The organism is Edwardsiella hoshinae NBRC 105699 = ATCC 33379, from assembly GCF_000474215.1.
Taxonomy (GTDB): Bacteria; Pseudomonadota; Gammaproteobacteria; order Enterobacterales; family Enterobacteriaceae; genus Edwardsiella; species Edwardsiella hoshinae.
This window is the reverse complement of the sequence record NZ_BAUC01000004.1, coordinates 46,501-70,192: the sequence shown is the minus strand read 5'-3', so window position 1 is coordinate 70,192 and position 23,692 is coordinate 46,501. Positions and strand designations below refer to the sequence as shown.

At 58.0% G+C, this 23,692-nt stretch carries 19 protein-coding genes; 12 read left to right on the top strand and 7 right to left on the bottom strand.

Annotation, left to right across the window (positions count from 1 at the left end):
* Window positions 1–83: 83 nt before the first annotated feature.
* Window positions 84–1,049 carry a thioredoxin-disulfide reductase gene (gene trxB, locus EHO01S_RS01915; protein WP_024522365.1) on the bottom strand — a complete coding sequence of 322 codons (966 nt, stop codon included), beginning with the start codon at window positions 1,047–1,049 and terminating at the stop codon, window positions 84–86.
* 736 nt (window positions 1,050–1,785) lie between these two features.
* Here trxB and lrp point away from each other — a divergent pair.
* The 11 genes from lrp to EHO01S_RS01855 all read left to right on the top strand — a co-directional run bounded on the left by lrp (window position 1,786) and on the right by EHO01S_RS01855 (window position 17,344).
* Window positions 1,786–2,280 (top strand): leucine-responsive transcriptional regulator Lrp, encoded by a 495-nt coding sequence (gene lrp, locus EHO01S_RS01910; RefSeq protein ID WP_005287608.1) that lies wholly within the window; start codon window positions 1,786–1,788, stop codon window positions 2,278–2,280.
* 152 nt (window positions 2,281–2,432) lie between these two features.
* Window positions 2,433–6,404 (top strand): DNA translocase FtsK, encoded by a 3,972-nt coding sequence (locus tag EHO01S_RS01905; protein WP_024522364.1) that lies wholly within the window; start codon window positions 2,433–2,435, stop codon window positions 6,402–6,404.
* Window positions 6,405–6,539: 135 nt separating this feature from the next.
* A complete protein-coding gene (gene lolA / locus EHO01S_RS01900) occupies window positions 6,540–7,157 on the top strand; it encodes an outer membrane lipoprotein periplasmic chaperone LolA (protein ID WP_024522363.1) in 618 nt (205 codons plus the stop codon).
* 16 nt (window positions 7,158–7,173) lie between these two features.
* Entirely contained in the window at window positions 7,174–8,517 is a 1,344-nt protein-coding gene (locus EHO01S_RS01895) for a replication-associated recombination protein A (protein ID WP_024522362.1), read from the top strand.
* Between the two features lie 120 nt (window positions 8,518–8,637).
* Window positions 8,638–9,930 (top strand): serine--tRNA ligase, encoded by a 1,293-nt coding sequence (gene serS, locus EHO01S_RS01890; protein WP_024522361.1) that lies wholly within the window; start codon window positions 8,638–8,640, stop codon window positions 9,928–9,930.
* A 947-nt stretch (window positions 9,931–10,877) separates the two neighbouring features.
* On the top strand, window positions 10,878–13,325 hold the full coding sequence (gene dmsA / locus EHO01S_RS01880; RefSeq protein WP_024522360.1) for a dimethylsulfoxide reductase subunit A: 2,448 nt from the start codon (window positions 10,878–10,880) through the stop codon (window positions 13,323–13,325).
* Window positions 13,326–13,336: 11 nt separating this feature from the next.
* On the top strand, window positions 13,337–13,954 hold the full coding sequence (locus tag EHO01S_RS01875; RefSeq protein ID WP_024522359.1) for a DMSO/selenate family reductase complex B subunit: 618 nt from the start codon (window positions 13,337–13,339) through the stop codon (window positions 13,952–13,954).
* Between the two features lies 1 nt (window position 13,955).
* Window positions 13,956–14,816: a DmsC/YnfH family molybdoenzyme membrane anchor subunit gene (locus EHO01S_RS01870; RefSeq protein WP_024522358.1), complete on the top strand. Its 861-nt coding sequence runs from the start codon at window positions 13,956–13,958 to the stop codon at window positions 14,814–14,816.
* A 52-nt stretch (window positions 14,817–14,868) separates the two neighbouring features.
* Window positions 14,869–15,483, top strand: a complete 615-nt coding sequence (dmsD, locus tag EHO01S_RS01865; RefSeq protein WP_024522357.1) for a Tat proofreading chaperone DmsD — start codon at window positions 14,869–14,871, stop codon at window positions 15,481–15,483.
* Entirely contained in the window at window positions 15,483–16,055 is a 573-nt protein-coding gene (locus EHO01S_RS01860; protein ID WP_024522356.1) for a 4Fe-4S dicluster domain-containing protein, read from the top strand. Before dmsD ends, EHO01S_RS01860 begins: the two co-directional genes overlap by 1 nt.
* 143 nt (window positions 16,056–16,198) lie before the next feature.
* Window positions 16,199–17,344: an MFS transporter gene (locus tag EHO01S_RS01855; protein WP_024522355.1), complete on the top strand. Its 1,146-nt coding sequence runs from the start codon at window positions 16,199–16,201 to the stop codon at window positions 17,342–17,344.
* Window positions 17,345–17,416: 72 nt separating this feature from the next.
* Here the strand turns inward: EHO01S_RS01855 and EHO01S_RS01850 are convergent, their stop codons facing one another.
* The 4 genes from EHO01S_RS01850 to EHO01S_RS01830 form a co-directional block, all read right to left on the bottom strand.
* Window positions 17,417–17,869 carry a PTS sugar transporter subunit IIA gene (locus EHO01S_RS01850; protein WP_024522354.1) on the bottom strand — a complete coding sequence of 151 codons (453 nt, stop codon included), beginning with the start codon at window positions 17,867–17,869 and terminating at the stop codon, window positions 17,417–17,419.
* Window positions 17,870–18,268: 399 nt separating this feature from the next.
* A complete protein-coding gene (locus EHO01S_RS01845) occupies window positions 18,269–18,535 on the bottom strand; it encodes a YdgH/BhsA/McbA family protein (RefSeq protein WP_024522353.1) in 267 nt (88 codons plus the stop codon).
* A gap of 195 nt (window positions 18,536–18,730) precedes the next feature.
* Window positions 18,731–19,057 carry a thioredoxin family protein gene (locus EHO01S_RS17360; RefSeq protein ID WP_232238232.1) on the bottom strand — a complete coding sequence of 109 codons (327 nt, stop codon included), beginning with the start codon at window positions 19,055–19,057 and terminating at the stop codon, window positions 18,731–18,733.
* Window positions 19,057–19,518: a DUF417 family protein gene (locus tag EHO01S_RS01830; RefSeq protein ID WP_024522352.1), complete on the bottom strand. Its 462-nt coding sequence runs from the start codon at window positions 19,516–19,518 to the stop codon at window positions 19,057–19,059. The genes EHO01S_RS17360 and EHO01S_RS01830 overlap by 1 nt, the downstream gene beginning before the upstream one ends.
* 101 nt (window positions 19,519–19,619) lie before the next feature.
* On the opposite strand from EHO01S_RS01830, the gene EHO01S_RS01825 reads away from it, so the two are divergent.
* Window positions 19,620–20,231: a TetR/AcrR family transcriptional regulator gene (locus tag EHO01S_RS01825; RefSeq protein ID WP_024522351.1), complete on the top strand. Its 612-nt coding sequence runs from the start codon at window positions 19,620–19,622 to the stop codon at window positions 20,229–20,231.
* 105 nt (window positions 20,232–20,336) lie between these two features.
* Here the strand turns inward: EHO01S_RS01825 and pflA are convergent, their stop codons facing one another.
* Together pflA and pflB are read right to left on the bottom strand one after the other, a co-directional pair.
* Window positions 20,337–21,077 carry a pyruvate formate lyase 1-activating protein gene (gene pflA, locus EHO01S_RS01820; protein WP_024522350.1) on the bottom strand — a complete coding sequence of 247 codons (741 nt, stop codon included), beginning with the start codon at window positions 21,075–21,077 and terminating at the stop codon, window positions 20,337–20,339.
* Between the two features lie 276 nt (window positions 21,078–21,353).
* Window positions 21,354–23,636, bottom strand: a complete 2,283-nt coding sequence (gene pflB / locus EHO01S_RS01815; RefSeq protein WP_024522349.1) for a formate C-acetyltransferase — start codon at window positions 23,634–23,636, stop codon at window positions 21,354–21,356.
* Window positions 23,637–23,692: the final 56 nt, after the last annotated feature.

The window sequence follows — 23,692 nt, the reverse complement described above, 5'->3', positions numbered from 1 at the left end:
GGGGCGGAGAAATTCTCGCGTCCCGGTGAGACCTGGGCCGAGGCGACCTGCCGCCATTGGTGCCAGTGTCAGATGTGTGGCGCTTAGACTGCGGTGTGGGCGAGCGCGTCGAGGTAACGTTCGGCATCCAGCGCGGCCATACAGCCAGTACCGGCGGAGGTGATTGCCTGACGGTAGACGTGATCCATGACGTCACCGGCGGCGAATACCCCCGGGATGCTGGTCTGCGTAGCGTTACCGTTTAGACCCGAGTTGACCTGGATATAACCGTCTTTCAGGCATAGCTGTCCTTCGAAGATGGCGGTGTTCGGGCGATGACCGATGGCGACGAACAGACCGGTCACGGCCAGCTCTTCGTAGTTATCGCTTTGGGTATCTTTCAGCCGTAAGGCGTTGACGCCCATCTGATCGCCCAGGACTTCATCCAGAGTACGGTTGGTATGCAGCACGATGTGACCGCTCTTGACTTTATCCATCAGGCGATCGATGAGGATCTTTTCGGCGCGGAAGGTGTCGCGGCGGTGGATCAGATGCACTTTGGCGGCGATATTAGCCAGATAGAGGGCCTCTTCGACGGCGGTGTTGCCGCCACCGATAACGGCTACCTCTTGTTGACGATAGAAAAAGCCATCACAGGTGGCACAGGCGGAAACGCCGCGCCCCTTAAACGCCTCTTCCGATGGCAGCCCTAGGTAGCGGGCGGAGGCACCGGTCGCGATGATCAGCGCATCACAGCTGTACTCTTGGCTATCGCCAAATAGGCGGAAGGGGCGTTGGCTCAGATCGACGCGTTGGATATGGTCGAAGACGATCTCGGTGTTGAATTTGGCCGCGTGTTGGTTCATCCGCTCCATCAGCAAAGGACCGGTGAGTCCTTCCGGATCGCCGGGCCAGTTTTCCAGATCGGTGGTGGTGGTCAATTGCCCCCCCTTCTCGACCCCGGTGATCAGTACCGGATTGAGGTTGGCGCGCGCCGCATAGACGGCCGCGGTATATCCCGCCGGGCCAGAGCCCAAAATGAGAAGCTTGCAATGTTTTACGGAGCTCATGAAATCCTCTTTTCCTCTGTGGTACACCTGGTATAGCTGCTGATTTTAAGAAAACTTGTGGATTAAAAAAAGCATGCAAAAAAGTTGTTATCAATCTGTATGATAGGTATTTTCTATCAATAGCTGAGAGCAATATTAGCAAGATGCGCTGTTTTTACATCAATATCCAGTCTTTTTAACGGAAATTTTTCCTTTTTAGCGGCTAAAAGTAGCAAAATCATCCTACAACCGGGTGGTGATTTTAACCTAAGCAAACGTTGCCTTACGGGCTTATTCGGCAGGTTCCTCTGGTTTTATTTCTTTTGCTTTGACAATCGGCTGTTCATTTGCGAAAACATGGAGAGGAGGAGGGGATTTAGGCCTGGTTTGCTGGCTTTACGCTTAGTGGTGTACCGGTACGCGTGGTGCTAAGCAAATTGTCGTCTCTTCTGGGCGGCGTTCTGCCGATGCGTGAGTCATAGCGCGATTACGCCGGTCATGCTGGGTGCGTCGTAAGCCGCAGCGCCGTATACGGTGGGCCTACGCCAAGGGTGTGGCACTGGCAGGTAGTACAAAAACCGGGATGATCCCGGGAAGTTGTTGAGCGCGGCGTTCCGGAGATATCCGGCGGTCGCAGGAGGAGGCAATGGAAATTGCCAATTGACGGGCAAGCATAACATCTTCTTTTGGGACGATTCCTGGGCAATAACCGCTTGCCGCAGAGGATTGCAGAGAAGAGTATAAGAGAGATAACAAGATGGTAGATAATAAGAAACGCCCCGGTAAGGACCTTGATCGTATCGACCGCAATATCCTCAATGAGCTGCAAAAGGATGGTCGAATCTCCAATGTCGAGCTTTCCAAACGTGTCGGGCTTTCGCCGACACCGTGCTTGGAACGTGTACGCCGTCTGGAACGACAGGGGTTTATTCAGGGGTATACCGCGCTGCTAAATCCGCATTATCTGGACGCCTCACTGCTGGTGTTCGTCGAGATCACCCTGAATCGCGGGGCGCCGGATGTGTTCGAGCAGTTCAATACCGCAGTGCAGAAATTGGAAGAAATCCAGGAGTGTCATCTGGTATCCGGTGACTTCGATTATCTGTTGAAGACCCGTGTACCCGACATGTCCGCGTACCGTAAATTGCTGGGAGAGACGCTGTTGCGTCTGCCGGGCGTGAACGACACCCGCACCTATGTGGTGATGGAAGAGGTGAAGCAGAGCAACCGCTTGGTGATCAAGACGCGCTGATCGCGGGCAGGTGCAAAGCCGCCATAATTTGGGTACACTCCTGTGTATGTATACAGTTTCAGCGCCGGGATACGCCTCGGCGCTGTTCTTATGGCGGGCAGGTCGGATAAAATGTTCGCAATGGCAGACAACAGGACCCTGGAGAGCCTTTCTTGAGCCAGGAATACACAGAAGAAAAAGATGTCGTTCTCAAGCATGTAAGCGGTGGACGGCGTGTCTATGAGGCGCTACTCATCCTAGTCGCGCTATTCGCCGTCTATATGATGGCGTCGTTGCTCACTTTCGACCCGGCTGATCCCAGTTGGTCGCAGACCGCTTGGCATGAGCCCATCCATAATATTGGTGGTGGTGCTGGAGCCTGGCTGGCCGATACCCTCTTTTTTGTCTTTGGCGTGCTGGCTTACGCCTTGCCGCCGATCATGTTGGTGTTGTGCTGGGTCGCGTACCGCAAGCGTGACGATAACGGCTATGTCGATTATTTCGCCATCGCCGTGCGTCTCATCGGCATGTTGGCGCTGGTGGTCGCATCCTGTGGGCTAGCGGCGTTGAATGTGGATGATCTCTATTACTTTGCCTCTGGTGGGGTGATAGGTAGCCTGATCAGCAGCGCGGCATTGCCGTTGCTGGGGAGTATCGGCGCCACGCTGGCCATGTTAGGCACCTGGGCCGTTGGCCTATCGCTATTTACCGGCTGGTCCTGGTTGACCATCGCCGAGAAGATCGGGGCGACGTTGCTCGGTGCTTTGACCTTTATGAGTAACCGCTCGCGTCGTGACGAGGCGTTGGACGATGAGTACGACGAGGACGAGGCAGTGACCGTGCCCGACGACGCAGTGAGTGAGACGCCATCGGCGGCGCACTCTGCGCCGTTACTGGATGACGAGGCCGACGATCCCTTGTTTGCCGACCTGCGTGCGCGTGATGAGGTAGCCGAGCATGACTCGCTAGCGCCGAAGGGACTGCGCCCGTTGGATCAGGTCGACGATACGCCGCCTGAGCATTCGTCGCAGGGTAATCCGGCCTTGCCCGCCAGCGGCCTCGCTGCCGCTGTAGGGGCGGAGCCGGTTGTCGCGGATACCGCGCTGAGCCACGCCGCCGATGCGACTACTGTGCCGTTTGTCACGTCTTCAGCGCTGACGACGGCACCGTTATCGACCTCGGCAACGCCGGGGGAGTGCGCGCCGCCGTTTGCCCCGGCCTCACCATTGATGACTGCGTCGCCGGTACCATCACCGCCGCAGGAAACCCCGGCACCGGCGACGTTTTCCGCGTTGCCCGCCGATGAGGCCGTGTCGCCAACGAGCGCGGCGCCTTATACCTTTAGTGCCAGCGATACAGAGAGTGGCAACGAAGCGGCGTTGGCACCGATGTACTCCCTCAGTCAGCCGGAAGATCGCCCTCACGCTTCTGCGGCGGGGCGTCCCGTCAGTGTGCGCGCATCCACGCAGCGTGATATCGAGCCGCCTCTCGGCCACTGGCCGACAGAGCACGAGCCGCCGATGGCGGGCAGTGGCCTCACTCCGGCGAGCGATCTACCCTATATCAATCCAGGACTGGCGGCGGATCTACCGGTGTTCGGCGCGGCTAGCCGCCATGAAGATCTGGCTCTCGGTGCGGCCGCCAGCGCCGCCTTTACGCCAGCTATCGGCGCACTGGATGGCGGGCCGCAGGTGAAGCAGGGGATTGGCCCCGAATTGCCTCGCCCCAATCCGGTACGTATCCCGACGCGACGGGAGTTGGCCTCATTAGGGATTAAATTACCGTCGCAGCGCATGGCGGAAGAGCAGGCCCGGCGCGAGGCGCAGGAGCGTCGGGCTCGAGAAGAGCAGGCGGCGCTGGAGCAGATACCCGAGGTGCAGGTGACGCCGCTGACCGCCCCCGCGCAGGCCGCCGCTGACTCAGCGGGTCAGTCTATCTTTGCCCAGGCAACGGCTCGGGCCGCGGCGGTTGAGGGGGCAGCGAGCTCGGCGACCAGTGGTTCTACATCCTTACCCCGCTTCTCGGCTTACTCCGAGCCTACTCCGTCAGCGACGGATCAGCCGGAGACGGATGAGGAGCATGCCAGCCTGTTGGAGCAGGCCGCGCTGCGCGAGGCCTTTGTTAGCCAGCAGCGGGCACGTTATGGTCAAGCGTATCTGCACGACGGCGAGGATGAGAATGCGTTGGAGCAGGCGCGCTTGCAGCGTGAGTTTTTAGCCGCTCAGCAGCAGCGTTATGCCGCCACGCCATCCGTGACCGCCAGCGCGCCAACGCCGCTAGCGGAGACGTCGGCGGCCACGCCGCAACGTCCCGCCGTTTCTACGCCGTCCGCTTCCTCTTCGACAACGCCAGCGACGCACGATGGTTTACTGAACTTTTCTGCCCGCGACGTCTTGGCGGGGACGGCGCCGTCAGCAGTGGAGAGCTCACTGGCCGACTTCGCTTTCGCCGCCGAGGACGAAGCGCCGATGGCGCCACTGTTCACGCCGTCGCCGCTGCCCAGTGACTCGCTTGATAGCGCTGCGTTTGATACCGCTCCGGCTCAGCCAGCCGTAGCGGCTGGCCATGCTCCGGCTGCGGCGAATCCGCCGGATGCTATGGCCGGTCTGGTTCATCCGTTCTTGGTTCGTGACGAGCGGCCATTGCACAAGCCGACCACACCATTGCCGACGCTGGATCTGTTGACGCCACCGCCAGCCAATGCTGAGCCCGTGGATATGTTCGCGCTGGAGCAGCAAGGGCAGTTGGTCGAGGCGCGCCTGGCCGATTATCGCGTCAAGGCTTCGGTGGTCGGCATCTCGCCGGGGCCGGTGATCACGCGTTTCGAGTTGGATCTGGCACCAGGGGTGAAGGCGGCGCGCATCTCTAACCTGTCGCGCGATCTGGCGCGTTCGCTCTCCGCCGTGGCGGTACGCGTGGTGGAGGTGATCCCCGGCAAGCCGTATGTCGGCTTAGAACTGCCGAATAAGCACCGCCAGACGGTCTACCTGCGTGAAGTGCTTGATTGTGCCCAATTCCGTGACAGTCCCTCGCCGTTGACGGTCGTGTTGGGCAAGGATATCGCCGGTCAGCCGGTGATCGCCGATCTGGCGCGTATGCCGCACCTGCTGGTGGCCGGTACGACCGGTTCCGGTAAATCGGTCGGGGTCAATGCGATGATCCTCAGTATGTTGTTTAAGTCGACACCGGATGAGGTGCGCTTCATCATGATCGACCCGAAGATGCTGGAGCTGTCGGTGTATGAAGGTATTCCACATCTGCTGACCGAGGTGGTCACGGACATGAAAGACGCCGCCAATGCGTTACGTTGGTGCGTCGGCGAGATGGAGCGTCGCTATCGCCTGATGTCGGCGCTCGGGGTACGTAATTTGGCTGGCTACAATGATAAAGTCCGCCAGGCGGCGGAGATGGGGCGGCCGATCCCCGACCCATTGTGGCGTCCGGGCGACAGCATGGATGCGTTACCGCCAGCATTGGAGAAACTGCCTTACATCGTGGTGATGGTGGACGAGTTCGCCGATCTGATGATGGCGGTGGGTAAGAAGGTCGAAGAGTTGATCGCGCGTCTGGCGCAGAAAGCGCGTGCGGCGGGGATCCACTTGGTGCTGGCGACGCAGCGCCCCTCAGTGGATGTGATCACCGGCCTGATTAAGGCCAATATTCCGACTCGCATCGCCTTTACCGTCTCCAGCAAGATCGACTCACGTACCATCCTCGATCAAGCCGGTGCGGAGTCGCTGTTGGGCATGGGGGACATGCTCTATATTCCGCCCAATACGTCGGCGCCGGTGCGTGTTCATGGCGCATTTGTGCGTGACGAAGAGGTGCACGCGGTGGTGCAGGACTGGAAGGCGCGTGGGCGTCCACAGTACATTGACAGCATCACCGCCTGTGAGGATGGTGAAGGGGGCGCCGGCGGCGGCCTCGACAGTGACGACGAACTGGATCCGCTGTTTGATCAGGCCGTCGCATTTGTCATCGACAAGCGTCGCGCCTCGATCTCGGGGGTACAGCGCCAGTTCCGCATTGGCTACAACCGGGCGGCGCGCATCGTCGAGCAGATGGAGGCGCAGGGGATTGTCAGTCCGCAGGGGCATAACGGTAACCGAGAGGTATTGGCTCCCCCTGCCGGCGATTATGATTAATTGCGTGGCGGCGCGGCGTTTTTTCGCCGTGCCGTCGTACGCCTTGGCGTATAATCACAGCGCGGTGCCATATCTGCCCGTGGTCGCGGTCGTCCGGGCAGGCTGAACTTATTCTTGTTGAAGGTAATCATTCCGATGAAAAAGCTGTTAGTTGCCTGCTGTGTTGTCGTGAGCGGCATGATGTCGGCCTCTGTTCTGGCGTCGCCAAGCAGCGATCTGCAAGGCCGGCTGAACAAGGTCAATAGTTTCCATGCCAGCTTTACCCAAGCCGTCAGCACGGCGGACGGTACGGCGGTCCAGCAGGGCGAGGGTGAGCTGTGGGTGAAGCGCCCCAACTTGTTTAATTGGCACATGATCTCGCCGGATGAGAGTGTATTGGTTTCCGATGGCAAAACCCTGTGGTTCTATAACCCGTTCGTCGAGCAAGTCACGGCCACCTGGCTGAACAGCGCCACCAGCAATACGCCGTTTATGCTGATCACCCGTAACGATGCCAGTGAATGGGCGCAGTACAACGTGACCCAGCAGGGTAATACCTTCGATCTGACGCCGAAGAACAGCAAAAACAACCTGAAGAAATTTACCATCACCGTGTTGCCGGATGGCACCATTAACGGTTTCAGCGCCGTTGAGCAGGATGGCCAGCGCAGCGTCTATACCCTGAAGCGTCAGCAGAACGGCGCGGTGGATGCGGCCAAGTTCCGCTTTACGCCCCCTCCGGGCGTGACGCTGGACGATCAGCGCCAGAAATAAGCCCAGGACGCCGATCGTGAGTAATCTCTCCCTTGACTTCGCCCAGGATACCTTTCAACCGTTGGCCGCGCGCATGCGGCCACAGACCCTGGAGCAGTATATCGGTCAGCGTCATTTGCTGGCGGCGGGCAAGCCGTTGCCGCGCGCCATCTTGGCCGGCCATCTGCATTCGATGATCTTGTGGGGGCCGCCGGGGACGGGTAAGACTACCCTGGCGGAGTTGATCGCGCGTTACGCGCATGCCGAGGTGGAGCGCATCTCGGCGGTGACGTCGGGGATCAAGGAAATCCGCGAGGCGATCGCGCGCGCGCGGCAGAATCGTGATATCGGGCGGCGTACCATCCTGTTCGTCGATGAGGTGCACCGTTTCAACAAGAGCCAACAGGATGCTTTCTTGCCGCATATCGAGGATGGCACCATCACCTTTATCGGCGCCACCACCGAGAATCCCTCCTTCGAACTGAATTCGGCGCTGCTATCGCGGGCGCGAGTCTATCTGCTCAAGGCGCTGGAGGCGCAAGATATCGTCCAGGTATTGCAGCAGGCGATGAGCGATAGTGAGCGTGGCTACGGTGGTCAGGAGCTGCAACTGCCGGAGGAGACGCGTGATGCCTTGGCGGAACTGGTGAACGGCGACGCGCGTCGGGCGCTGAATACGCTGGAGATGATGGCGGATATGGCCGAGGCGGATGACCAGGGGCAGCGTCGGCTGACACTGGATCTGCTGCGCGCGGTCTCTGGCGAGCGCAGCGCTCGCTTCGACAATCATGGTGATCGCTATTACGATCTGATCTCCGCGTTGCATAAGTCGGTGCGCGGCTCGGCGCCGGACGCCGCCCTGTACTGGTATGCTCGTATCATCACGGCGGGGGGCGATCCGTTGTATGTGGCGCGTCGCCTGTTGGCTATCGCCTCGGAGGATGTCGGCAACGCCGATCCGCGCGCGATGCAGGTGGCGATCGCCGCCTGGGATTGTTTCACCCGCGTCGGCCCGGCCGAGGGTGAGCGTGCCATTGCCCAGGCCATTGTCTATCTGGCCTGTGCACCGAAGAGCAACGCGGTGTATACCGCCTTTAAGGCGGCTCTGCGCGACGCTAAGGAGCGCCCGGACTATGACGTACCGTCCCATCTGCGCAACGCGCCAACCACGCTGATGAAGTCGATGGGGCTGGGTGAAGAGTACCGTTACGCCCACGACGAGCCCAACGCCTACGCAGCGGGTGAAGTTTACTTTCCGCCGGAAATGGCGCAGACGCGTTATTATCAGCCGACCTCGCGTGGCTTGGAGGGCAAGATCGGCGAGAAGCTGGCCTGGCTCGCTGAGCAGGATCAAAATAGCCCGACAAAACGCTACCGCTAACCCATTCATTGCGGTAAGGTTATGAAGAAATCCGCTTTGCATTGAGTGCGTTGCCGCCATCGCGATGGCCGCCTCAGTGTATGAGTTTATTAAAACCCCTCAATAATTCACAGGATTAGCATGCTAGATCCCAATCTGCTGCGTAATGAGCTAGACGCAGTCGCCGAAAAACTGGCTCGCCGAGGCTACAAACTGGATGTTGACACACTGCGTCAACAGGAAGAACGCCGTAAAGTGTTGCAGGTGGAGACGGAATCCCTGCAAGCTGAGCGTAACTCGCGATCCAAATCCATCGGTGCGGCCAAGGCCCGGGGTGAGGATATCGAGCCGCTGCGTCGTGAAGTCAATGAATTGGGTGAAAAGCTGGATGCCGCCAAGGCTGAGTTGGATCAGCTCCAGCAGGAGATCCGTGATCTGGCGCTCTCCATTCCGAACCTGCCGGACGACTCTGTCCCGATCGGCAAAGATGAGAACGATAACCTGGAGATCAGCCGTTGGGGTGAGCCGCGCAGCTACGATTTCGAGGTGCGCGATCATGTGACCCTGGGTGAGATGGCCGACGGCCTGGACTTCGCCGCGGCGGTGAAACTGACTGGGGCCCGTTTCGTGGTGATGAAAGGTCAGATTGCCCGCATGCACCGCGCCCTAGCGCAGTTTATGCTGGATCTGCATACTGAGCAGCATGGCTACCTGGAAACCTATGTCCCGTACCTGGTGAACCACGATACCCTGTACGGTACCGGCCAGTTGCCGAAGTTCGGCGCGGATCTGTTCCACACTCGTCCACTGGAAGAAGAAGCCGATAGCAGCACCTATGCGTTGATCCCGACCGCCGAAGTGCCAGTGACCAACCTGGTGCGTGGTGAGATCTTGGACGAGAGTGATCTGCCGCTGAAGATGACGGCGCATACGCCGTGCTTCCGGTCTGAGGCCGGCTCTTATGGCCGCGATACTCGCGGACTGATCCGTATGCACCAGTTTGACAAGGTCGAACTGGTGCAGATCGTGCGCCCGGAAGACTCCATGGCGGCCTTGGAAGAGCTGACTGGCCATGCCGAGAAGGTGCTACAACTGCTGAACCTGCCGTACCGTAAGGTGCTGCTGTGCACCGGTGACATGGGCTTCGGCTCTAGCAAGACCTACGATCTGGAAGTCTGGGTTCCGGCACAGAACACCTACCGTGAGATCTCCTCGTGCTCCAACATGTGGGATTTCCAGGCACGCCGTATGCAGGCGCGCTACCGCAGCAAGGAAGACAAAAAACCGCGTCTGCTGCACACTCTGAACGGTTCCGGCTTGGCGGTGGGGCGTACGCTGGTGGCGGTAATGGAAAACTACCAGCAGGCCGATGGCCGCATTCAGGTACCGGAAGTTTTGCGCCCATATATGAATGGCCTGGAATATATCGGTTAAGTGCGTTCGTTCTGTATCCCATTAGACCCCGCTTGGCGGGGTCTTTTTTTTGTGTTGTGAAAGCCTCGGTGAGGCGAGTATGGCGGTAATATTTGCCCCACAGCGTTAGCGCTAACCTGGCCTTTGGATTTATTAAAACCGCGCGCGTGCTGATCATGGCAAAGGTCAAAATAACAATGCCGCCGGGAGTCCTTAACGGGGGATGAAAAGTCCTGAGCGCTTACTTGCGATTACGGTAAATAATAGGGGAGTGGTCCTTTGGCGTCGTCCAGAGAGGGGGGGATGAGGCGCAAGTGCTATTCAGTGCGCAATTACACCACGCCGATGAGGATCGACCGGCAAGAAAGCCTGAACGGCGCAGATGTCTCCCGGTTAGGGTAGGGAATAGGTTTTACCGCTGTCCTTCTATGAGGCTGTGGCACGCTCTCATGCTTACCGTGCTGACTCAGTGCTAACATCCACGCTGAACTCGACCCGCGCAGCCCGGTGACGAGGCGCAAGGAACAGGCGTACCCGGCTTCATCCGTAAAGGAGGCGTGTGACGCTCTTGGCCGATCCGCGGCGCAGTGATGCTGTCGTTTTTTTGCCGTCCACCAGACTAAATAATTTCTTTTTTTTAAAAGAAAATTACGCATAAGAAAAATAAAAAAAATTTACCCGATTCTGTGAAATCCGACGGGATATTTTTTGATTTGAAACAAAAGCAGAACAGGTGAAAGCCGTATGCTCCTAAGCAAGGCGATGAGTTGCCATGGAGTTGCTTAGCAGGATGATTATTTTAATTTTTAATGGGTCCTTAACTCTTGTCGCTCTGGGCTGGATATTCCGGGTCATTGCGATCTCTCCTTTGCCTTATTCCGTTTTCTTTCTTTGCGTCGGCATCTCCTCTCATCGGGAGGGGCAAGCGCGTATTAACCAGTAGAAAGCAAAATAAAAGTGAGCATGCTATGAAAAAACACAATCGGACGGCATTGCTAGATGCGTCGCTGACACGGCGTACTCTGGTGAAAGGCGGCGCGATCGGCGGGCTGGCGGCGGCCAGCGGTGCGCTCTCGCTCCCCTTTACGTGTCGGGCGGAAGCCCAACCCTCGCAGCCCGCCTCGGCAGCGCAGGATGAGCAGGTGATTTGGAGCGCTTGTACCGTAAACTGCGGCAGCCGCTGCCCGTTGCGTATGCACGTCGTGGATGGTGAGATTAGTTATGTCGAAAGCGACAATACCGGTGATGATCGTTATGACGGTTTACACCAGGTACGCGCCTGTCTGCGTGGTCGCTCCATGCGTCGTCGGGTCTATAACCCGGATCGTCTGAAGTACCCGATGAAGCGGGTCGGTAAGCGCGGCGAAGGGAAGTTTAAACGTATCTCCTGGGAGGAGGCTTTCGATACTATCGCCGTCAGTATGAAGGGAATCATCAAAGAGTATGGTAACGAAGCGATCTACTTGAACTACGGTACCGGTACGCTGGGCGGCACCATGACGCGCTCCTGGCCTCCCGGCGCGACGCTGATCGCGCGTCTGATGAACTGCTGCGGCGGTTACCTTAACCACTATGGTGACTACAGTACCGCGCAGATTGCCGCCGGACTGAATTACACCTACGGCGGTTGGGCGGACGGTAATAGTCCGTCGGATATCGAAAACAGCAAACTGGTGGTGATGTTCGGCAACAACCCCGGTGAGACGCGCATGAGTGGCGGCGGGGTGACTTACTATTTGGAGCAGGCGCGTGCTAAATCCAATGCCAAGATGATCCTCATCGATCCGCGTTACACCGATACCGGCGCCGGGCGTGAGGATGAGTGGATCGCCATCCGCCCGGGAACCGATGCGGCGCTGGTGGCCGGCCTGGCCCATGTGCTGATCAGCGAAGGTTTGGTCGATCAGCCGTTCCTCGACCGGTATTGTGTTGGCTACGATGAGCGTACTCTGCCGCCTGGTGCGCCCGCCAACAGCCACTACAAGGCTTACATCCTCGGTCAGGGACCGGATAAGACCGCTAAGACTCCGGCATGGGCATCGGCGATCACCGGCATCCCAGAGGATAGGATCATCAAGCTGGCACGTGAAATTGGAAGCGCCAAGCCAGCTTACATTTGCCAGGGATGGGGGCCGCAACGCCACGCTAACGGTGAGTTGACCTCACGCGCCATCGCCATGCTGCCGATCCTGACCGGAAACGTGGGGATCAATGGCGGGAACTCGGGAGCGCGTGAAGGCTCCTATAGCCTGCCGTTCGTCCGTATGCCGACCTTGGAGAACCCGGTTAAGACCAGTATCTCGATGTTCCTGTGGACCGATGCCATCGTGCGCGGTCCCGAGATGACCGCCACCCGTGACGGGGTGCGTGGCAAGGAGAAGCTGGATGTGCCGATCAAGATGATCTGGAACTATGCCGGCAACTGTCTGGTGAATCAGCACGCAGAGGTCAATCGTACCCACGACATCCTGCAAGACGATAGCAAGTGCGAGATGATTGTGGTGATCGATAACCATATGACCGCCTCGGCCAAGTACGCCGATATCCTGTTGCCGGACTGCACTGCCTCGGAGCAAATGGACTTCTGTCTGGACGCCTCCTGCGGCAACATGGGCTACGTGATTTTTGCCGACCAAGTTATCGCGCCACGCTTCGAGTGCCGCACTATCTATGATATGACCAGCGAGATCGCCAAACGGATGGGGGTCGGCCAACAATTTACCGAGGGCCGCAGCCAGGAAGAGTGGCTACGCCACCTGTATGCCCAGTCGCAGCAGGCGATCCCCGGTTTGCCGTCGTTTGAGGCGTTCCGTAGCCAAGGGATCTACAAGCAACGCGATCCGCAAGGGCACCACGTGGCCTACCGCGAGTTCCGCGCCGATCCGCAGGCCAATCCGCTGACGACCCCGTCTGGCAAGATCGAGATCTACTCGGCCGCGCTGGCTGAGATCGCCGCCACCTGGCAGTTGGCTCCGGACGATGTCATCGACCCGTTGCCGATCTACAGCCCCGGTTTCGAAAGCTACCAGGATCCGTTGCGTAGCAAGTTCCCGTTGCAGATGAGTGGCTTCCACTATAAGGCGCGTACCCACTCGACTTATGGCAACGTGGATGTGCTGAAGGCTGCCTGTCCGCAGGAGGTGTGGATCAACCCGTTGGACGCGGCGCCGCGTGGCATCGCTCAAGGAGATGTGGTTCGCATCTTTAACGATCGCGGTGAGGTTCGCATCAACGCTAAGGTGACGCCACGCGTGTTACCCGGGGTGGTGGCGCTAAGTGAGGGGGCCTGGTATAGCCCCGATGGTGAGCGGGTCGATCACGGCGGTTGTATCAACGTCCTGACCACTCAACGCCCCTCTCCGTTGGCGAAAGGGAACCCGTCGCACACCAATCTGGTTCAGGTTGCCAAGGCTTAAAGGAGTAACTGATGACAACGCAATACGGTTTTTATATCGACTCCAGCCGTTGCACCGGGTGCAAGACCTGTGAGCTGGCCTGTAAGGATTACAAAGATCTCCCGCCGGATATCAACTTCCGGCGCATCTACGAGTATGCCGGTGGTGAGTGGCAGCCCGACGGCGATACCTGGCGTCATGACGTGTTCGCTTACTATCTTTCCATTTCGTGTAACCATTGCGATGACCCGGCTTGCGTTAAGGTATGTCCGAGCGGCGCGATGCACAAGCGCGAGGATGGCTTCGTGGTGGTGGACGAGTCGGTATGCATCGGTTGTCGCTATTGCGATATGGCCTGTCCATATGGCGCGCCACAATACAATGCGCAGAAGGGGCATATGACCAAGTGCGACGGTTGCTATGAGCGCGTCGCGCAGGGGCAAAAGCCAATCTGTGTCGAGTCCTGCCCGCTACGGGCATTGGATATGGGGCCGATCGAGGAGTTGCGTGCCCGCTATGGTGATCTCGCCGCCGTGGCACCGCTGCCGGCGGCGCACTACACCCGGCCGAATATCGTGCTGAAACCGAATGCCAACAGCCGCCCGGTCGGGGATACCTGCGGCTATCTGGCGAATCCGAAGGAGGTCTGAGATGGGTATGGGATGGCATGAATGGCCGTTGATGATCTTCACGGTATTAGGGCAGAGCGTTGCTGGTGCCTTTATTGTCATGGCGTTGGCGTTATTGTGTGGCCGCTTAGACGCAGGGCGCGCCTTGCGCATTCAGGGACGTATGTTCTTCCTGTGGTTGCTGCTGGCCATCGCTTTCGTGGCATCGGTGATGCACCTTGGTTCGCCGCAGCGCGCCGTCAATGCGCTCGCGCGGGTCGGTGCCTCCGCGCTGAGTAACGAGATCTTGTGTGGTTCGTTGTTCTTCGCCGCCGGGGGATTGTATTGGCTGTTGGCCGTGTTGAATAAGATGCCAGCGGCATTGGGGCGCCTGTGGTTGATGTCGACCATGGCGTTGGCGCTGCTGTTCGTCTGGTCGATGACGCGGGTCTACCTGATCGATACGGTGCCGACCTGGTACACGGGCTACACCACCCTCAGCTTCTTTGTCACCATGCTGGTCGGTGGCGCGCTGCTGGGCTACCTGTTGCTGCTGTCGGTCGATATGGCTCCCGGTTCACTGCGCCTGCTGCCGCCGATCGCCTGCTGCGCTGCGTTGGTAGGCGTAGTCGCGGGCGGGATGCAGGGCAGCGGGTTGGCCGCCATCCACAGTTCGGTGCAACAGGCCTCTGCGTTGGTGCCTGATTACGCCGGGTTACTGGCGTTGCGCAGCGTGTTGCTGGCGTTGGGATTGGCGTGCTGGCTATACCCGTTACTGCGCGGCAAGATCCCATCGATCGCCGGCTTGATCCTGGCATTGATGCTGGTGCTGGCCGGTGAGTTAGTGGGGCGTGGCGTGTTTTATGGCCTGCATATGACCGTTGGCGTCGCCATCGCCGGTTAATGGACGAGAAGGGGGGCGGTGCGTTGGCACCGCCCCAGGTGTAAGGATTGCTATGTTATCACCGCAACAATTACAGGATATGGCGCTGACGGCGCGGGTGCTGGGTGCCCTGCTGTACAGCGCACCAGAGAGTAAACAGGCCGCGCCGCTGGTGGCGGTGTTACGCCAACCGCAGGAGGTGCGGCGGTGGCCCTATGGCACGCCAGCACAACGTGAGCATTGCGCTACGCTGCTGGCCGCACCGGCGGATGAGTCCCTGGCCGAAGCGCACCAACGTTTGTTTATCGGACCGCATGCCCTGGCGGCACCGCCTTGGGGATCGGTCTACTTGGATCGTGAAAGCGTGCTGTTTGGCGACTCGACTCTGGCACTACGCCAGTGGATGCGGGCGCAGGGAATCGACTGGCAGTCAGATAGCCGTGAGCCGGAGGATCATATCGGTTTGCTGTTGCTATTGGTGGCTTGGTTGGCTGAGGGACAGCCGCAACTGCTGGCCCCCTTGCTGCAACAACACCTGCTGCCCTGGAGCGGGCGCTATCTGACGTTGCTAAGTCAGGCGGCGGATCACCCCTTCTATCAGGGCGTGGCGGCGTTGAGCGCGCTGACATTACACGCCTGGCAACGCCAGCTCGCCCTCGCCGATGTCGACGTGAAGTTGTACCGCTGATGAGCGAACGGCGCGATGAACGCTACTACCGGGCTTGGATGACGCATCGTCACGTCAGCCGGCGCGGGTTGTTGCGTGGCTTATTGGGAGGCGGGCGTCAGGTACAGCGCCAGGCGTTACATGCGCCCGTACAGCGTGCCTGTGGGCGACCGCCTTATGCGTTGGCGGAGGCGGCCTTTTTGGCGTGTTGCGACGGTTGTGCTGCTTGTGTGGCGGCCTGTCCCTACGGCCTGATCGCCCTGCGTGAGGGCGCGGCTTGGCTGGAGGTGGATGTCTGTGGCTGCGATACACAGCACTGCCAGGCCTGCGCCGATGCCTGCCCGCATGGGGCGTTGTTGGCGCAGTTGCCTGCCGATACCGCTTGGCGTCCGCAGTTGGACAGCCATTGTTTGGGGCGTTATAGCGCATGTCGTCTGTGCCAGCTTGCCTGTCCTCAACAGGCCTTGTCGTTCGACGCGCAGAGTCAGCCTCAGTTGGATGAGGCGCGCTGCGATGGCTGTGGCTTGTGTAAGGTCGCTTGCCATTTCGGCCATCTACAACTCCAGGCTGGCATTGCGCATGGGCGTGACTGAAGGAGTGTCACGGAAAGTGGCCAGTGCGATTGTTACCAGATTGCAACATTTTTGGCTGGACGGTTAATGAACAATTGACATTTTTTTCGCGAGTGGCATGATGCGCACACTTTTCCCGTTTTTGTCGGTTCGGTCACGTTTTCATGTTCTCGCTCTCTCGTCCGGTGCTGGCATTGCTCAGCGGACTCTTACTGCTGACGGTCGCCATGGCGTTGCTCAATACCTTGGTGCCGCTGTGGCTGGATCAACGGCATCTGGCGACATGGCAGGTCGGCCTGGTTAGCTCCGCCTATTTCCTCGGTAACCTGGTTGGCACCTTGCTGACTGGTTGGGTCATTTTGCGTCACGGTTTCAATCAAAGCTATTACTACGCCTGCCTGCTGTTCGCCGCCTCGACGGCAGCATTGGCGGTGGCTAATGAGTTTTGCGGCTGGCTATTGTGGCGTTTCCTGGCCGGCATCGGTTGTGCCATGATCTGGGTGATCGTGGAGAGCGCCTTGCTGCGTAGCGGAACCAATGCCAATCGTGGCCAGTTGTTGGCGGCCTATATGACCATCTACTACCTGGGCACCGTGCTGGGACAGTTGGCTCTCGGGGCGATCCCTACCGCGCTATTGCAAGTGCTCCCTTGGACTACGGCGTTGATGGTGGTGGCGATGCTGCCGCTGTGTTTCGCTCACATCGAGCGTCCCCAGCCGCATGCGCGCGGGATGTCGCTCTGGTCGTTATTGCGCCGGCGCAGCGCACGCGTGGGCGTGAATGGCTGTGTGATCTCGGGGGCGATCCTCGGCACCCTGTACGGCTTACTGCCGCTCTATCTGAGTCACCAGGGGATGAGCGATGCGCGCATCGGCTATTGGATGGCGCTACTGGTCAGCGCCGGTATTCTCGGTCAGTGGCCGGTGGGGCGCCTGGCGGATCGCTATGGCCGGCTGTTGGTGTTGCGCGTGCAGGTGTCCATGTTGATCCTCGGGAGCATGGCCATGCTAATCAGTCCGCAGGGAATAGTTCCCGCGCTGTTCACCTTGGGGGCCGCAGGCTTTACGCTTTACCCGGTGGCGATGTCCTGGGCGTGCGAGCGCGCCGATCGCCATGAGTTGGTGGCGATGAATCAGGCGCTATTGATGAGCTACACCCTGGGTAGCTTAGCCGGCCCAGCTACAGTGGCGCTGCTGATGCAACGTTTCTCTGATCAGTGGATGTTTGTCACTATCGCCGTCATCGCGCTGTGTTATCTGCTACTGCTGCTGCGCCGTCCAGAGGGGCACTCCGCGCTGCCGGTTACCTAAAATAACTCACCCCGTACAGTGCCTGTACGGGGTGACGTATTGATACCCCTCGTCCGGCGAGGGGGCGGCGACTTAGTGCAGCAGGGTGGCCTGAATACGGGCGCCCAACATGTTTTGGCTGGTCGCCTGGGTCAGCAGTTCGAAACCGTTGTTGATCTCCAGCCAGTTTTCGAGCTGGGCGTGCAGATCATACAGTGCCTGCTGCGTTCCGGCGGAGAGGGTGATAATCAGGGTCACTTCAGCTCCATCTGGCATGACGACCGGTTTATCACATTTGAGTACGGATGCTTCCCCCTTCTCACTGAGTACCCCATGTTGCGGTTGGGCGAATACCAGCATCACACCTTCGCGTACCATGAAATCCTGCTTACCCCGTTTCAGCGCGTCGATGATGTGCAGCGGATAATGGGCGTTAACCTTTTTATCGCTGATCAGCGGTTGACAGGCAAGATGGATGGCATGGCGCCAGCTCAGCGGCTGGTGGCAATACTGCCAGCGTTGGTCGAGCGTTGCATCAATAGACATAAAATCCTCCGGTAACCTTGCGCCTGAAAGCGTTATCCATGCTGTCCCTAGGGATAACGTGATGGGGCCGCTTCAATCAATAGGGTGTGAAGCGTGGGCACAAGTTCAGCATTTAAAAACAGTGTTTCACGCGTAAGATATTGATTAATAAAATCTAATCTCTTGCGGTGTAAAAACAGTGTATCGACTCAAGTCACAGAAGTCACTGACTAGAAGAATTTCTAATAATCGCCATTCTCTCATTACATTACTTAAATTATTGCCGCTATCTTGGGGTAATAATTCAGCAAAAAGCCGTAATGTCCGATGAATATCCTAAAAAAATGGCGGGATGTATAAGATAAGCCGGGAGCGGGATGACGGGGAAATGCAAAGCGGCCCCCGTAGGGGCCGTGGTGGTTATTTATAGACTTCGGCGGTGGCGGTAACGCTGTTACCCATGCCGGTGGTGCCCAACCCGGTGATGTGAAAATACTCACCACCTTGCTGCTGTACCTTCTGGGCCAGCGTGGCGACGGCTTGCTCCGGTGTTCCGTTCGGGATCTGGACGCGAATAGCGCCGAGACGTTGTTGCGTCATGGCCCGTTGACTATCGATCTGACTGGCGGCGAAAGCAGAGCTGGTGCCCAACAGCAGGATCAGGGGGGCGATGGTCATTTTTTTCATGGTGAAGTCCTTATTGTCGTTACCGGTTATTCATTGGATTACCGTGCCGTGCTGAGGTTAATCAGCCATGCTGGGGAGAGGGTGATCAGCATGCCGGCCAGCAGGCTGAGCCCCAGGGTTAACAGGCTAATCTCCATGGTCATGCCTTAATGATTCAAGAAGTCGGCAAGCGCTTGGGGCGAGGTTTCGCCGATGCTACGCCGCACCTCTTGGCCGTTGTGGTAGAGGCTCTGGGTACTCTGTTGGTTGACGCGAAACGACTTCAACGCCGCCCTCTGGGTATCGACGTTCGAGGTAAAGGCACGTAGCGCGCTGAGCTGGTTGGGTGAAGAGCGGCGTCAACTCACGCATCTGGCGTTTGCACACCGGACACCAGTCGGCATACACATCGAGCAGGAGCGGGACGCCGCGGGCTCGAGCCTGGTTAAAGGCAGCCTCGGTATACTTTTCCACCGTGGCGGCCTGTACGGCTGCCGACAGTAATAGTGCGGGGATCAAGAGCCAGGCGTTACGCGTTTTCATCAGGCTTTCTCCGGAGTGGTGGCGGCCAGCGTCGCGCGGTTACGTTCGACGCTACTGAGACTGATGCCGAAGAAGGCCAGATCCTTAAACAGGAAGAATTCGGTAATCGGTATGCCATCCACCACCTTGAAGACGTCAGGGGTGGTGAACATAAAGCTGAGTGTGACGGCGAAGATCACGCAGGCGGCGAGTCCGGCATAGAGGCCGATGCGTGTCTGCTTCAGGCCGATCAGCAGCGCCACCCCGATCACGATCTCGGCCAGACCGATCAGGTTGGATACCGTTTGGATGCTGAAGGTCGCGTACAGCCATGCCATCAGAAAGTGATGCTCGACCAGGGGTTTGATCGCGGCGGCCTCGGTCGGCGTGAATTTAAATACCCCCAACCAAATCAAGATCAGCGCCGTGGTCAGCAGGCCGATCAATTCGCCGCGGCGCCCATCGTATTGGCATGATTTCATCGTTACCACCTTTTTGTAGTGTTTAATACAATATACTATTACCAATACGCGCAGCTCGGTCAATGATTTTGTAGTGATAAATATAAAAGTAGGGTGGTAGGATGAAAGCACAGACGAATAAGAAGGCCGGTCGCCCCCAGAAGTTCGATCGGGAACAGGTGCTGGAGAAGCTGTTGCAGCTGTTCTGGCGACAAGGGTATGAGGGGACCTCGATCGCCGAGATCGTCAAGTGCGCGGGCATTAATCCGCCGACGTTGTATGCCTCTTTCGGCACGAAGGAGCAGGTCTTCGCGTTGGTGATGGAGCGTTATATCCAGCGCTATCTGAGCGAGGTGATCGCCACTATTGAGGCTCCGGGGTTATCGGCCCGTGCGCGTATCGAGCTGTTTTTGACTCGTTTTGTCGAGGTGATCACCCAGCCTGCGTATCCACGTGGCTGCATGTTGCTGTTCGAGCTGTTTACTTATCATAAGAAGCCGCCGGCGCTCTTTGCTGAAATGAATGCGGCAGGACAGACGTTTTTTGCTAATTTTTGCACGTTGGTGGCGCAGGGGATTGCCGATGGCGAGTTGCAAGAGATGGGCTCGGCGCAGCAGACGGCGTTGATGATCCTCACGTTTGAGAAAGGATTGGCGATGCAGGCCAAGGCGGGCAGCGATCGCGAGGCACTGTTGCATATTAGTCGCCAGTTTGTGCGTATGCTAAGTCGCTAAGTCGCTAAGTCGCTAAGTCGCTAAGTCGCTAAGTCGCTAAGTCGCTAAGTCGCTAAGTCGCGATAAATAGGCACGGCGCCGTAGGACGCCGTGGTGGGGAGTGGCTTAGTAGATCACCTTGTGGCCGTACTCTTCGAGAATGCTTTTCACCTTCTCCATGATCTCGCGTGAGGGCGGCTTCACATCGCTCAACTGGTAGGTTTCTCCCATCGCTTCCCATTTGTGCTTGCCCAGCTCATGGTAGGGCAGTAGTTCGATTTTTTCGACGTTCTTCATATCCTTGGTGAACTCACCCAACAGACGCGCCGAGGCCTCATCGTCCGACCAACCCGGTACCACCACGTAGCGGATCCAGGTTTTCTGGTTGCGTTTAGCCAGATAGCGACAAAACTCCAGTGTACGGTGGTTAGAGACGCCGACCAGATTCTTATGAATGTCGTCGTTCATCTGCTTGAGATCGAGCATCACCAGGTCGGTGACGTCGAGCAGTTCATCGATCACCGGATCATAGCGACGTACGAAACCATTGGTGTCCAGGCAGGTGTGGATCCCCTCCGCCTTGCAGGCGCGGAACCAGTCACGCACAAACTCGGCCTGGAGCATGGCCTCACCGCCGGACGCCGTCACACCGCCGCCGGAGGCATTCATAAAGTGACGATAGGTGACGGTGTCTTTCATCAGCGCTTCGACGGTCACCTCTTTACCGCCGTGGGTATCCCAGGTATCGCGGTTATGACAATACAGGCAACGCATTAGGCAGCCCTGGAAGAAGGTGATAAAGCGGATGCCTGGGCCGTCGACGGTACCGCAGGATTCGAACGAATGGATACGACCGGTTACTGACATTGCGGGGTTATCTCCAAAATTGACTGATCAATAGCAGTCGTGAAGCCATACGGCGCGGGCGACGATAACAGACGGCCTGCTGCCGATGGTAGTAACTGTTTTGCCCGGTTTCCCTCGCGGCGAACGGCACGGAGAGCGGCCCGGCAAAACAGTCACGGCATGTCGTCGCCGTGGCGCGGATGGCACCGCTGAGCCGCCCTCGACATGACGCACAATAGTAAAAAGGCCCCACCGGGGTGGAGCCTTTATTTTATGCCATTTTACCCAGACTGGGAATTACATGGACTGCGTGAAGGTACGGGTAATAACGTCCTGCTGCTGTTCTTTAGTCAGCGAGTTGAAACGGACGGCATAACCGGACACGCGGATGGTCAGCTGCGGATATTTCTCCGGGTTTTCCATCGCATCCAGCAGCATTTCACGGTTCATGACGTTGACGTTCAGGTGCTGGCCGCCTTCGATGGACGCTTCGTGATGGAAGTAACCATCCATCAGACCCGCCAGGTTGGCTTTACGCACTTCGTCGTCTTTGCCCAAGGCGTTCGGTACGATGGAGAAGGTATAGGAGATACCATCTTTGGCGTAGGCGAACGGCAGTTTAGCCACAGAGGTCAGAGAGGCAACGGCGCCTTTCTGGTCACGGCCGTGCATCGGGTTAGCACCCGGGCCAAACGGCGCGCCAGCGCGACGACCATCTGGGGTGTTACCTGTCTTCTTACCATAGACCACGTTAGAGGTGATGGTCAGTACGGACTGAGTCGGGGTAGCGCCACGGTAGGTGTTCAGTTTCTGAATTTTCTTCATGAAACGTTCAACCAGGTCGCAAGCCAGGTCGTCAACACGCGGATCGTTGTTACCGAACTGCGGGTATTCGCCTTCGATGTCGAAGTCGATAGCCAGGCCGTTTTCGTCACGAATCGGCTTAACTTTAGCGTACTTGATAGCAGACAGGGAGTCGGCGGCAACAGACAGACCGGCGATACCGCAAGCCATGGTACGGAACACGTCACGATCGTGCAGCGCCATCAGCGAGGCTTCGTAGCTGTACTTGTCGTGCATGTAGTGGATGATGTTCAGGGCGGTGACATACTGCTTGGCCAGCCAGTCCATGAAGTGATCCATGCGCTCCATCACTTCGTCGAAGTTCAGAACGTCGCTTTTGATCGGCTCAGATTTCGGACCAACCTGCATTTTCAGCTTCTCATCCACGCCGCCGTTGATTGCGTACAGCATGGTTTTCGCCAGGTTAGCGCGCGCACCGAAGAACTGCATTTGCTTGCCGACAACCATCGGGCTAACGCAGCAGGCGATAGCGTAGTCGTCGTTGTTGAAGTCCGGACGCATCAGGTCATCGTTCTCATACTGTACGGATGAGGTGTCGATGGAGACCTTGGCGGCGTACTTTTTGAATGCCAACGGCAGTTTTTCAGACCACAGGATGGTCATGTTCGGTTCCGGAGACGGCCCCATGGTGTACAGGGTGTTCAGGAAACGGAAGCTGGTGCGGGTAACCAGGGTACGACCGTCCAGGCCCATACCGGCCAGGGATTCGGTTGCCCAGATCGGGTCGCCGGAGAACAGCTCATCATATTCCGGGGTACGCAGGAAGCGTACCATACGCAGTTTCATGACCAGGTGGTCGATCATTTCCTGCGCTTCTTCTTCAGTCAGTTTACCGGCTTTCAGGTCACGTTCGATGTAGATATCCAGGAAGCTGGATACACGGCCGAAGGACATGGCGGCACCGTTCTGAGACTTCACGGCAGCCAGGTAGCCGAAGTAGGTCCACTGTACGGCTTCGCGTGCGTTGGTAGCCGGGCCAGAGATATCACAGCCATATTTGGCGGCCATCTCTTTGATCTGACCCAGTGCACGATGCTGCTCGGCGATCTCTTCACGCAGACGGATAGTTGCTTCCAGATCGATACCGTTTTCCAGTTTTTCCTGCAAAGAGGTGAACTGGGCAAACTTATCTTTCATCAGGTAGTCGATACCGTAAACGGCGATACGACGGTAGTCACCGATGATACGGCCACGACCATAGGCATCCGGCAGACCGGTCAGTATGCCGGATTTACGGCAGCGCAGGATGTCCGGGGTGTAAACGTCGAATACGCCCTGGTTGTGGGTCTTACGGTATTCGGTGAAGATCTTTTTGATCATCGGATCCAGCTCGCGATTATACGCTTTGCAGGAGTTCTCGACCATCTTGATGCCGCCGAACGGGATGATCGCGCGCTTCAGCGGAGCATCGGTCTGTAGGCCGACGATCTGTTCAAGATCTTTGTTGATGTAACCGGCATCGTGCGCGGTAATCGTAGAGGCGATGTTGGTATCAAAATCGACCGGCGCATGGGTGCGGTTTTCGATTTTGACGCCTTCCATGACTTTATCCCACAGGGCAGTGGTCGCAGGGGTGGCACCGGCCAGGAAGGACTCATCGCCTTCATACGGGGTGTAGTTCTTCTGGATGAAGTCACGAACGTTGACTTCTTTCTGCCAGTCACCGCCGGTGAAACCTTCCCATGCGGCTGCTTGTTTTTCATTAAGTTCGGTCATTTAGACACCTACCTTCTCGTGTGGATTTTTTTGTAACCCGTTACTACGCGTACAAC